This is a genomic window from Amycolatopsis sp. M39, assembly GCF_001651785.1.
Lineage (GTDB): Bacteria > Actinomycetota > Actinomycetes > Mycobacteriales > Pseudonocardiaceae > Amycolatopsis > Amycolatopsis rubida.
This window is the reverse complement of sequence record NZ_LWSF01000005.1, coordinates 412,716-423,405: the sequence shown is the minus strand read 5'-3', so window position 1 is coordinate 423,405 and position 10,690 is coordinate 412,716. Positions and strand designations below refer to the sequence as shown.

The 10,690-nt window shown below is 69.7% G+C and carries 11 protein-coding genes; 4 read left to right on the top strand and 7 right to left on the bottom strand.

Annotation, left to right across the window (positions count from 1 at the left end; all coding sequences use genetic code 11):
• Nucleotides 1-186 precede the first annotated feature (186 nt).
• The 5 genes from A4R44_RS16455 to A4R44_RS16435 all read right to left on the bottom strand — a co-directional run bounded on the left by A4R44_RS16455 (nucleotide 187) and on the right by A4R44_RS16435 (nucleotide 5,753).
• Nucleotides 187-759: a TetR-like C-terminal domain-containing protein gene (locus tag A4R44_RS16455; RefSeq protein ID WP_067580929.1), complete on the bottom strand. Its 573-nt coding sequence runs from the start codon at nucleotides 757-759 to the stop codon at nucleotides 187-189.
• Between the two features lie 23 nt (nucleotides 760-782).
• Entirely contained in the window at nucleotides 783-2,279 is a 1,497-nt protein-coding gene (locus tag A4R44_RS16450) for a DHA2 family efflux MFS transporter permease subunit (protein WP_067580927.1), read from the bottom strand.
• A gap of 26 nt (nucleotides 2,280-2,305) precedes the next feature.
• A complete protein-coding gene (locus tag A4R44_RS16445; RefSeq protein ID WP_067580924.1) occupies nucleotides 2,306-3,208 on the bottom strand; it encodes an NADP-dependent oxidoreductase in 903 nt (300 codons plus the stop codon).
• Nucleotides 3,205-4,716: a carboxylesterase/lipase family protein gene (locus A4R44_RS16440; RefSeq protein ID WP_067581277.1), complete on the bottom strand. Its 1,512-nt coding sequence runs from the start codon at nucleotides 4,714-4,716 to the stop codon at nucleotides 3,205-3,207. Before A4R44_RS16440 ends, A4R44_RS16445 begins: the two co-directional genes overlap by 4 nt.
• A gap of 320 nt (nucleotides 4,717-5,036) precedes the next feature.
• Complete coding sequence (locus A4R44_RS16435) at nucleotides 5,037-5,753, bottom strand: TetR/AcrR family transcriptional regulator (protein ID WP_067580922.1); 717 nt, start codon at nucleotides 5,751-5,753, stop codon at nucleotides 5,037-5,039.
• A gap of 100 nt (nucleotides 5,754-5,853) precedes the next feature.
• Between A4R44_RS16435 and A4R44_RS16430 the strand changes: the two genes are divergently transcribed.
• Genes A4R44_RS16430 through A4R44_RS16420 form a run of 3 tightly spaced genes read left to right on the top strand, consistent with a single transcriptional unit; the run spans nucleotide 5,854 to nucleotide 7,509 of the window.
• Nucleotides 5,854-6,192, top strand: a complete 339-nt coding sequence (locus A4R44_RS16430) for a PadR family transcriptional regulator (protein ID WP_067580920.1) — start codon at nucleotides 5,854-5,856, stop codon at nucleotides 6,190-6,192.
• The gene (locus A4R44_RS16425) at nucleotides 6,189-7,139 is read left to right on the top strand and encodes a hypothetical protein (RefSeq protein WP_067580917.1); all 951 of its coding nucleotides are present in this window, start codon (nucleotides 6,189-6,191) and stop codon (nucleotides 7,137-7,139) included. The genes A4R44_RS16430 and A4R44_RS16425 overlap by 4 nt, the downstream gene beginning before the upstream one ends.
• 49 nt (nucleotides 7,140-7,188) lie before the next feature.
• On the top strand, nucleotides 7,189-7,509 hold the full coding sequence (locus A4R44_RS16420) for a CU044_2847 family protein (protein ID WP_067580915.1): 321 nt from the start codon (nucleotides 7,189-7,191) through the stop codon (nucleotides 7,507-7,509).
• A gap of 484 nt (nucleotides 7,510-7,993) precedes the next feature.
• Here the strand turns inward: A4R44_RS16420 and A4R44_RS16410 are convergent, their stop codons facing one another.
• Nucleotides 7,994-8,866, bottom strand: coding sequence for a cyclase family protein (locus A4R44_RS16410; RefSeq protein ID WP_067580910.1), 873 nt, complete (start codon nucleotides 8,864-8,866; stop codon nucleotides 7,994-7,996).
• A 21-nt stretch (nucleotides 8,867-8,887) separates the two neighbouring features.
• Nucleotides 8,888-9,244, bottom strand: a complete 357-nt coding sequence (locus A4R44_RS16405) for a helix-turn-helix domain-containing protein (RefSeq protein ID WP_067580908.1) — start codon at nucleotides 9,242-9,244, stop codon at nucleotides 8,888-8,890.
• Between the two features lie 86 nt (nucleotides 9,245-9,330).
• On the opposite strand from A4R44_RS16405, the gene A4R44_RS16400 reads away from it, so the two are divergent.
• Nucleotides 9,331-10,626: an MFS transporter gene (locus A4R44_RS16400; RefSeq protein WP_067580905.1), complete on the top strand. Its 1,296-nt coding sequence runs from the start codon at nucleotides 9,331-9,333 to the stop codon at nucleotides 10,624-10,626.
• Nucleotides 10,627-10,690 lie beyond the last annotated feature (64 nt).

Here is a 10,690-nt window from a genome sequence, read left to right as displayed (position 1 = left end):
CGCTCTTAACGTTAGAAAACTTGCACTAACGAGAAGTATGCGAAGGGATGGCCACTAATGCAAGAGATCCTGCACTTAGATTTTTCCAGCAGCCCTCAGACGTCCGTGAAGGGCTCCTTGCGGGAATCAGATTCCCGCAAGGAGCCCCTCACCGAGAGCTGTGCCGGAGTGGCGAAGCACCGGTGTTCAGGCAGTGGCGAGGGCCCGGTCCACCAACGCCTCCAGCTCGGTGTCCGGAGGCTCGTAACCGAAGATCGCCCGCAGGTAGATCGGCGCGAGCACCACATCGAAGACATGCGCCACCGTCGGCGGCTTGCCGCCCGCCTCCGCGACCCGGTCCAGTGCCCGCTGCAACTGCGCGGTCCGCTGCCGCAGATACCCGGCCGCATCGGCGGCGGGCTGCTCGCCCTGCCCGCCCCCGAGCGGGGAGGTCGCCGCGGCCAGCGCGCGGAACAACGCGAACCCCTCGCGCGTCTTCACCTGCCCGGCGACCGCGTGCGCCCAGTCGAGCAGGTCGCGGCGCAGATCGCCGCTGTCCGGGAACGGGGCTTCCTCGTTGAGCTGCGTGACGGCGACGTCGAGAACGAGCGATTCGATCCGGCCCCACCGCCGGTAGATCGTCACCTCGTGCACACCGGACCGTTCGGACACTTCCCGCACCGACGGCTGATCGCGTCCCTCGGCGAACAACTCGCGCACGGCGTTGTGCACCGCGGCGCGCGTACGAGCGGTACGGCCTCCAGGACGGGTGTCTGCCATAGGACCAGGCTAGCGTTCGCGGCTCAGGCCGCCGGGTCAGCGGGCAACGGCAAGGGACCGCTGCGGAACAGCAGCGCGGCCAGCAGCGCGCTGCCGAGGAAGACTGCCGCCGCGATCCAGAACACCAGGCGGTATCCGGCGAAGGTCGCCTCGGCAAGGGTCCCGGTCGCTGGATGCGCGGCCAGGTATCCGGCGATCGCGGACGTCGTGAGCGAGCTGAACACCGCGGTTCCGATCGACCCGCCGATCTGCTGGGCCGTCGTCACCATCGCGGACGCCACCCCGGCGTCGTGCGGCTGGACACCGCTGGTCGCGGCGTTCTGCACCGGGCCGAAGATGAATCCGAAGCCGATCCCGGTGACGAGCAGGGCGGGCAGGATGTTCGCGGCGTAACTCGAGTCCGCGCCGATTCCGGTGAGGATGACCATGCCGGCGGCGGCGAGCAGACAGCCGGACGGAACGATCGGCCGAGGTCCCCAGCGCGGCAGGAGCACCGCCCCGGAGAACACCGCTCCCACCATGACCAGGCCGATCATCGGCAGGAACGCCACCCCGGTCTGCAGCGGGCCGAACCCCAGCGTGTTCGCGAGATAGAAGGTGAGAAACAGGAAGATCGCGAACATCCCGGTCCCGGTGATGCCCAAGGTCAGGTACGCGGCTCCGCGGACCCGGTCGAGGAGCACCCGCAGCGGCAGCAGCGGATGGGCGGTGCGGCGTTCGACGACCACGAACGCGGCGATGAGCGCGCCGCCCGCGAGCACCGGCCCGAGTGTCCGGAGGTCGTGCCAGCCGTTCCGTTCCGCGGTGCCGAGGCCGAAGACGATCCCGATCAGACCGAGCACCACCGCGGCGGTGCCCGCGACGTCGAGCCTTGCCCGCTGCGGCCGATCGCCGTCGTGGAGGAGGATCAGCCCGCCGGCGAACGCGATCGCGGCGATGATCAGGTTGACGTAGAGGCACCACCGCCACGACAGGCCCTGCGTGAGGACGCCGCCGAGCAGCAATCCCACGGCTCCGCCGGCACCGGAGATCGCGCCGAAGACGCCGAACGCACGGCCGCGTTCCTTGGCGTCGTCGGCGAAGGTGATGGACAGCAAGGACAACGCGGCCGGCGCGAGCAGCGCGGCGAACGCGCCCTGACCGATTCGCGCGGCCAGCAGGGTCGCGAAATTCCCGGCGGCGCCGCCGACGGCGGAGGCGACCGCGAACCCGCCGACGCCGACGAGGAACAGCCGCTTCCGTCCGAAGTAGTCAGCGAGCCTTCCGCCGAGAAGCAGGAGGCTGCCGAACGCGAGCGCGTAGCCGGTGAGCACCCATTGCCGGTAGTCGGCGGGGAACCCGAGGTCGTGCTGTGCGCTCGGCAGGGCGATGTTGACGATCGTGGAATCGAGGATGTCCATCAGCTGGGCGAGGCTCAGCACGACGAGCGTCAGCCAGCGATGCTGGTGGCGCACGGCGTTTCCGGGCGCGCTTCGGGGAGCCGACGGGGCGATCCCGGTCGGCGAGGGGTCAGAAGTCATGAAGTTCTCTCGGTTGAGTTGGCCCGTCAGCCGGGCAGCAGGACGAGTTTTCCGCGCACGCGGCCCGATTCGCCGACCCGGTGCGCTTCCGCGACGTCGGCCAGCGGGAAGGTCCGCCCGACCGGCAGGGTGAATTTTCCGGCTTCGACCAGTTCGCCGAGCTGGGCCAGGACATAAAGCGCGTGCCCGCCGTCGCCGCGGCTGAAGCGCACGCCGTACTGCTCGGCACCGGCGAAGTCGGCGATGGTGATGACGTGCTCCGGACCGCCCGCGAGCTGGATCAGCTCCGGCAGGACGCCGCTTCCGGCGACGTCCAGCGCCAGGTCGACACCGTCGGGTGCGAGCGCGCGGACCCGGTCTGCCATACCCGGTCCGTAGGCAACGGCTTCGGCACCGAGCGAGCGCAGAAAGTCATGTGTGGCAGGGCTTCCCGTGCCGATTGGCCGTGCGCCCCGAGCCGCGGCAAGCTGAACCGCGGCACCGCCGACGCTGCCGGAAGCACCGTTGACGAGCACCGTGGCGCCACGCTCGACACCGAGCTGGTCGAGCGCACGCGCGGCCGTCTCCGCCGCGGCGGGCAATGCGGCCGCCTCGGCGAAACTGAGCGACGGCGGGATGGGCGCGTAGCAGGACAACACGGTCAATTCCGCTTGTGCGCCACCGGAAGCGGAGAATCCGAACACGCGGTCACCGATCGCGGCATCCGTGACCCCCTCGCCGAGTTCGTCCACGACGCCCGCCGCCTCGTGTCCCAGGGTCTGCGGGAGTTCCTGGTCCATCAGGCCCTGGCGTTTCTTCCAGTCGCTCGCGTTGATTCCCGCGGCGCGCACCGAGATCCGGACCTCGCCGGGGCCCGGATGCGGATCCGGGACGTCGACGAGGTCGAGGACTTCCGGGCCGCCGAAGGTGCTGAACCGGACCGATTTCACGAGGTCGTCCTTTCTCGGCCCGAGGCCGGGGATCGCAGAGGCAGGCACGGGAAATCGTGGCCCGCCCACAGGTTCGCCGACAGCTGCTCCGGATAGGACCGCACGATCGGGTCGGCGCCGATCACCCAGGTCGTCCCCGCGGCGTCGAATTCGCCCCATCCGGGGCCCTCGCCGCGCGCGAAGCCGGTCCACGCCGCCCTCATCGCCGCCGAGAGTGCGGCGAGTTCGGCATTCGGCGGCGGCGGCCCCAGCATTTTCTCGGCCAACGGCCCGGTCAGGTTGCCGAAGGTCAGCGCGACGTCGACGCCGTGGCAAGCGCCCAGCACCCCGCCGGATCCGGGGGCTTCGAGGACGAACTCGTACAGGTACGAGCGGCCGGTGTGCTCCCGGGCGAGGTTCGCCGAGGGCATGCGGAACAGCCAGTCGGAATGGAGCGTCTCGTAGAGCTGCTCCGGCGTCGCCTCCGGGAAAGCCGCGCGGTAGCCCTCCGGTGCCAACGCGACGAGCGCGTCCGCGGTCATTTCCTCGGTGACCCGCCCGAGCAGTCCGCGCCCGGCGAGCATCTTCCGGAACTCGTCGCGGGTGTGCCCGACGATCAGTTCGACGTCCCGGGAAGCTCCGTCGCGGAGCGCTTGCCAAGGCGTGGCAGGAAGAACGTCACCGTCGACCACCGGCGAGAACGGCGTCACCCCGTACGCGAAGGCGCCCCAGCGGTCGGCGTGCTCGCGCAGGTCAAGCGCGTCCACCGCCGCGACCAGCGAGAGATCGCGGAGCCCCTCGACGGTGGCCGTGGTCCCGGCACTCGCCGCGATCGTGGCCATGACATCCGCCGCCAGCTCCGGGGAGACGAACGTGCCCGGCACACTCTGCGCGATCGCCCGACGGAACAGTCCTGCCGCACTCGGCATCGCGAGCAACGCGGCGACCCCGCCCGCGCCCGCGGACTGGCCGAACACCGTGACCTGGCGGGGATCGCCGCCGAACGCGGCCACGTTTTCCCGGACCCATTCGAGCGCCGCGACCTGGTCCAGCAGCCCGCGATTCGCCGGAGCCCCGGCGAGCTGCCCGAAGCCTTCGACGCCGACGCGGTAGTTGAAGGTCACCACGACGACGCCCTCTCCGGCGAGGACCGCCCCGTCGTATCCGGGATCGGCCGCACTGCCCGCGAGGTAGCCACCGCCGTAAATCCACACCATGACCGGACGGTTGCCGGACAGCTCGGCGGTCCAGACATTCGCGGTGAGACAGCCGCGCCCGTCGTCGAACGGATTCGGCGGCGGCGCGACCGCGGACGACGGCACTTCCGCCTGGGCCGGGATCGGCCCGAAGTCCTCGGCGTCGAGGACGTTCTCCCAGGAACGAGGCGGCTGAGGCGCCGCGAAGCGCAGCTCGCCCACGGGTGCCGCGGCGAAGGGGATGCCGCGGAAGACCGCGAGGGTTCCCTCGGTCCCGCCGCGCACCCGGCCGTGGGCGGTCTGCGCCACCGGCCGCTCTGTCTCTGCTTCCACGAACACTGTTCTATCAACGAACAGTGTTCCTGTCAACGCGGGGTGCACCCTCGCGGACCGGTTCCCCGCGCCGGACGCCTAAGCCGGGCAGCCCGAACCGCTGGCTGCCGCAGGTCTGTGAAGGACCCTTGAGGGAATCTGATTTCCCCTGCCAGGGAGGTGAGCCAGGCGGCTCCCGGGATCGACGAAATGCCCGATCGGCCCCGGATCGGCCGTCTCGGCAAAGTCTGCCCGGCCCGCAAGGTGCTTCGGCGGCTTGGGCAAGCGCGCCCGGCGAGGGCGGGAACGAACCCGCGAAGGTCAACGGCAGCGGCAATCGCCTAGCGACGCGCCAGACCGTCGATCATCACCTCAAGCGTGAAGTCGAACCGGTCATGGCCCTCGCCGGCCGTCAACTCGGCGGCATGGCTCGCGGTGTACGGAAATTCCTCGGCGGGCAGCGAAGCGAGCCGCCGCCGCATCTCGTCCCGTCCGACGACCCATACGGCGTCCTTCTCCTCCACCCGCCGGTGCACGATCGACGTCTCAAGGCAGTAGGCAGCCACGTAGAGCAGCAGGGAATCCACCCCCCACGCCGCGGCCTGCGCCGGGACGCCGCCGTTCCGCAGGATCGCCAGCATCCCCTCGTTGAGCCGCGCGGTGTCGAGGTCGGTGGGCGCCACCGCGAACGCCGCGCCGGATATCCCGGGGTAGGCCAGGTACAGATCGCGCAGCTGGACGCACACGTCGCGAATCTGCTCGCGCCAGTTCGCGGCGGCCGGCTTCGGCAGGACGATTTTCGCGCACAGCCGTGCGATGAGCAGCTCGTCGAGATCGGTCTTGTTGACCACGTGCGCGTAGAGCGAGGCGGGACCGGTGTTCAGCGCGTCGGCCACGCGGCGCATGGACAACGCCTCGTACCCCTCGGTGGCGATGATCTCCAACGCGGCCTCGACGACCTGCTCGACGGTGATCGGAACGGTGCGCCGCCGGGGTTTCGGGCCGGTTCCGGATTTCGGTGGCTGGTGCCGTGCCGCGCGCCGTTCTTTGGGGTCCACCGGTGCACCTTATCGCGGAGCGTTCGTTCGCCGAACGCTGTTCGGCCGAGATGCCGCCGATTCGGTCGCAATATACAGTTCATAGGTATATGCTTCTCTCATGAATGACGGTGCTCTGCGCGAGCCGACCTTCCTGGTCCTCACCGCGCTTGCCGCCCAGCCGCAGCACGGCTACGGCGTGCTGCGCGATGTCGAAACGATCTCCGACGGCCAAGTCAAGCTGCGAGCCGGCACGTTGTACGCCGCGCTGGACCGGCTTCACGCGGAGGGCTGGGTGGAAGTGGATCGCGAAGAGGTCGTGGACAGCAGGCTGCGCCGCTACTACCGCCTGACCGAACCAGGCGCCGCGCGACTGGCCGCGGAAGTCCAGCGACGGCAACGCCACACGACTGCCGCCGAACAACGGCTTCAGCTCCGCGATGCGGGAGGATTGGCGTGAGCGACCTCAAGCGACGCTACCGGCGGCTGCTGGCTTTGTACCCGCTCGCGCACCGAGCCGCGCACGGCGAAGAAATGCTGGGGGTATTGCTCGACGGTGCCGGAAACCGAAGCAAGCCAGGGGTTGCCGAGACGCTTGACCTCGTCTGGGGTGCCGCCCAAGTCCACTGGCGACACGCTTTGAGCAAGCACTCCCGGCGAGACACTTTGGCGATAGTCAGCCTGCTGGCACCGGTGCTGCTGCTGACCGGAGCCGCCTCCACAGTCCGCGAGATCCGGAGCGTGGCCCGGCTGGACAGTGCGGGCTTGCGGATGTGGTTCGGAGCGCTCGCCGACGTCCCGGTGTGGTCGGGCTGGCTGGCCGCCGTGGTGCTCGGCGTGTGCGGCATGCGTCGTGCCTCGGTGATCCTGGCGTGGGTGGCTAATGCCGCCCTGATCACTGTCGCACTTCTCGACCCCGCCCGCCATTGGTCGGTGGATATGGCTCCGGGCTGGGTGCTGCTCAGCGTTTTCGCGGCACTCGCGATGACCGCGTCCCCGGGGCCACGCCATGGCTTGGCTCTGCTGGGCCGACTGCGACTGTCCGTCCTCACTTGCACAGTCGTTGTGCTGCTTGGGCTTACGACGACCGTCCGGGGCATGCATCTGCCGCTCGCCCAATTGGTGCAACTGGCAGTGCTCGTGGCCGGTGTCTTCGCCGCCTGCCGCCTTCGCGTCCGAAGCGGTCGCCGTGCGGCGTTGATCCTTCTTGCGCCGCTTATCGTCGTCCCAGTCGCCGCGCGCCTGCTCGGATACCTGGATGTCTACCCGGTTCTGCCGCTCGTTCTTTACGCCGCACCGGTCGTTGTCACGCTGGGATTCGGCGTCCTGCTTCATCGTTTCGACCGGCATTCCCGCGCGACCTCTCCGGATTCTCCGATTCCGCCCTCCCCGGCCCGGCCGTTGTGATTGACTGACCGGGACGAAGTGATCGCGGGCCCGAGGGGATACCGAGGTCATGACGCAAGGGGTCAGCATGCCGGTCGACGGCGGCGACGCCATTCTTTTCGAGACCGATCCGGCCGCTGGAGGAAAGCAGCCGGTCGGCGGCGGTGCGTCGATCGAGCAGGCGTCCGAGTCGGTCCAGGAGGCGCTCCAGCGCGTCCGGCCCGCCGCCGAGGCCGTGCTCGCCGAGTTCCGGGCGATGGAGTGGCAACCGTCCAAGGTCAGTCCGCAGTTCGGCATCAGGGTCACCGGCGAGGCGAACCTGGCGAGCGCCAAAACCGCAGGCGAAGCGAACTTCACGGTCAGCATGGAGTGGACCGCGCCGTCGCCATGAGCGCCGATCCGCTCGCCGCGGCCATCGTCCGGATCAGCGGGACGCCCCGGCAGCCCCGTGCAGGTCGGAAAGCGATCGAGACGTTCCCGGGGCACCCCGGCCATCGACCCCACCGGTTCCTTCGCGGCCATGGTCAACGGACTGGAGAGCGGCGTAGTCCTCCTCGGCCTGAACGCGAACCGGACGCTGCCGGCGTCGATGAACGCTCTGCACGGCATCGACCGCGACTACCTGTTCGGGTAAGCCACCCTCGACTTCCCGGTGTGGCACTGGCCCGGCCACAGACTGGTCACCGACATCAAACTCGGCGACCAATCGCTGCACCGGGCCGTCGAGAACGGAGAGCTGGCGCTTGACACGAGACCGGGTCTTCACTCCGGCCGAGAGGACCCTGCTGCCCGCCGGTGCGGAGCAAAGCCGGCCGTGCGGGTAAGACTGCCCTTCCAGCCGCTCAATCCCGGCCGGCAGGGCGCCACGCGACCGCTCACCAGACCGCGACCGGATTGACCGGCACCCCCGTCAGCCCGAGGATCCGAGGCGGAGCAGCCACGAACAGGAAGCTGTACCGCCCGAGCTCAGCGCAAACCGACGCCAATTCGTCGGCGTCCACTGCGTCGATCAACGGCATCCCCAGCCGAGGGAGAGCCACTCCGTGCATCGCGGGCGGGGAGCACACGGGCGGGTAGGCATCCGAGAGATCCCCGGCGTACAAGGACACCCCTCGGTCGTGCATCCACCGCGTCGCGTCCAGGCTCATGCCGGGCATGGGGTTGCCGCTGTATCGGGTCTGCACCCAGCCGAACCGCGCGACGAGGGCGTCTCCGGGTTCGACGTGGACGTTGAAACGTTCCTCCGCGGCTTCGAGGTCCTGCGCGGTGAGCGCGCGGTCGGCGGGCACCGGGCCGTCGGCGCCGAAATCCAGCAGGATTCCCCTGGTCACGATGCCTTCGGCGAATGCCGTGGTCGATCCGTGCACGACGCCGCCCATCGTGACGCTCTCGTTCGCCGGGCGGCCGGGATACACCTGTCCGTCCTGCGGGATGTGCGCGAGCGCGTCCAGGTGCGTGGACAGGGGGTGGTGGTTCGTCACGGTCAGGGCGTCCGCGTACGCGATCGCGGGGCTTCCGGTGTACAGCATCAGCTGCTGGACCGGCGATTCTTCGGCGGTCCGCGGCGGGAAGGGGCCGCTGAGCACCGGAGCCGGCTGGATCGGCACCGCCAGGGACACCGAGCGGCCGGTGCGCACCTCGCGCGCGGCGCGTTCGCGGACCTCGTCGGTGATCAGGTTCAGGGTGCCGAGTTCGTCGTCGGCACCCCAGCGGCCCCAGTTGCTCGGCAGGTCGTTCGGCTCGCTCATGCTCATGATCGTACGGAGAAGCTACCGCCGCTCGTCGACGGACGAAGCGTAGGAACGGCCCCACACCGCCATGACATTCAGGACCTCCTGCGCGTTTTCGCCCCATTCCGTCAGGCTGTATTCCACCTTCGGCGGCACCTGCGGGTACACCACGCGGCGCAGCAGGCCGTCGGCTTCCAGTTCGCGGAGCTGGCGGGTCAGGACGCGGTCGGTGAGATCTGGCAGCAGCCGCGAAAGTTCCCCGAAGCGCAGCACGCCGTGCTTGGCCAGTGCGTGCAGGATGCTCGGCTTCCACGCGCCGCCCAGCACCATCGTCGTGATTTCGGCGGCGCAGCTCGTTCGCCACGCTCGCACGGCCTTTTCCGTTTGCGGGCGCATCCGGCCTCCTCACTATCCGTTTGGTTAGTACCAGACCGTGACGTCCGTACTTGTCGATTGCGGGGGTGTCAGGACAGGATCGTCGCATGGCGTCGACCCGGGTGGAGCCACGGCGCGGGCTCGTTCTGATTCCGTTGCTGGCCGGAGTCCTCGGCGGAAGTCTCGCCCTCGGCATGGTCACCACGGCGCTGCCGCGGATCGCGGACGAACTGCGGGTGTCCGCGCCGGCGCGGGCGTGGATCGTCGACGGGTACCCGCTCGCGCTGGCGGTCGCTATGGTCGGGGCGGCTCGGGCCGGCGACCGGTACGGGCGGAAACGCGTGCTGCTGCTCGGGGTGAGCGCGTCGGCCGTGCTGAACGCGGTGGCCGCGGCCGCTGCCGGTTCGGCGTTGCTCATCGTGTGCCGCGGGTTGCTCGGGGTGGCCAGTGCGGTGATTCTGGCCGGGGTGGTCGGCACGATCGGGTCGCTCTTTTCCGGGCGGGATCTCGCGTTCGCCAACGGCATGTGGGTCACCGTGCTGGGAGCGGGCAACGCGCTGGGGCCGGTCGTCGGCGGACTGCTGACCGAAGGGCCGGGCTGGCGCTGGGTTTTCCTCGCCCTGGTGCCGCTCGCGGTGCTCACGATCGCGTTGGCGGTGTGGTTGCTGCCCGAATCGGTCGGACAGGCGGCGGCCGGATGGGAGATCCCGAGTCTGCTGTGGTCAGTGGCGGCGATCGGCGGGATTGTGTACGGGCTGCAGGAAAGCACCGTCGCACCGTTGCGCGGGGTGGTGTGCACTGCGGCGGGCGTGCTTGCCGGGATGATGTTCGTGCGCAGGCAACTTCGGCTTCGGCAACCGTTGTTGCAGGTCCGGCTTTTTCTGCGGCCGGGTTTCACCTCGGCCTTCGCGCGGATCGTCGTTTCCGCCGCGACGGCCGCGGCCTGCCTCTATCTCGTCAACCTCGAACTTCAGCACACCCAAGGGCAAACGCCCATCGAGGCGGGTTTCGCGCTCGCTCCGCAAGCCGTGGCCACCGCGGTCGGCGGACTGGTCGCGCCGTTCAGTGTGAACTGGCTGCGCAGCCGGACATCCACCTCCATCGCGTTGGTGATCCAAGCTGTCGGACTCGCGGCGATCCCGTTGAGTCACACGGTGGCTCCGGTTGCACTGGTCGGGTTCGGCTATGGCGCGATCGGCACCTTGGCGACCACCGCGCTGTTCGAAGCCGCGACCGCCGAACACGCTGGAGCGGCCGGGGCGACGCAGGAAGTGGGTTTCGCCATCGGCGCGGGCGGCGGGGTCGCGGTGTTCAGCACGATCGCCAACCTCGGCGGCGGAACGGGATTCGCCGCCGCGCTGATCGCGGCGGGAGCGGTCACGCTCCTCACCGCGATCCGCTGACCCCGGTCTCTGCTGGACGGCCACCGCCGCGGCCCCGCCGACGGACGTGAGGAGAACCCTCACG

What these genes read in the sequence shown, in the direction of transcription:
- A4R44_RS16455 (WP_067580929.1), bottom strand. Translation starts at nt 759, where the DNA reads ATGGCAGACACCCGTCCTGGAGGCCGTACCGCTCGTACGCGCGCCGCG.
- A4R44_RS16450 (WP_067580927.1), bottom strand. Translation starts at nt 2,279, where the DNA reads ATGACTTCTGACCCCTCGCCGACCGGGATCGCCCCGTCGGCTCCCCGA.
- A4R44_RS16430 (WP_067580920.1), top strand. Translation starts at nt 5,854, where the DNA reads ATGAATGACGGTGCTCTGCGCGAGCCGACCTTCCTGGTCCTCACCGCG.
- A4R44_RS16420 (WP_067580915.1), top strand. Translation starts at nt 7,189, where the DNA reads ATGACGCAAGGGGTCAGCATGCCGGTCGACGGCGGCGACGCCATTCTT.
- A4R44_RS16410 (WP_067580910.1), bottom strand. Translation starts at nt 8,866, where the DNA reads ATGAGCGAGCCGAACGACCTGCCGAGCAACTGGGGCCGCTGGGGTGCC.
- A4R44_RS16405 (WP_067580908.1), bottom strand. Translation starts at nt 9,244, where the DNA reads ATGCGCCCGCAAACGGAAAAGGCCGTGCGAGCGTGGCGAACGAGCTGC.
- A4R44_RS16400 (WP_067580905.1), top strand. Translation starts at nt 9,331, where the DNA reads ATGGCGTCGACCCGGGTGGAGCCACGGCGCGGGCTCGTTCTGATTCCG.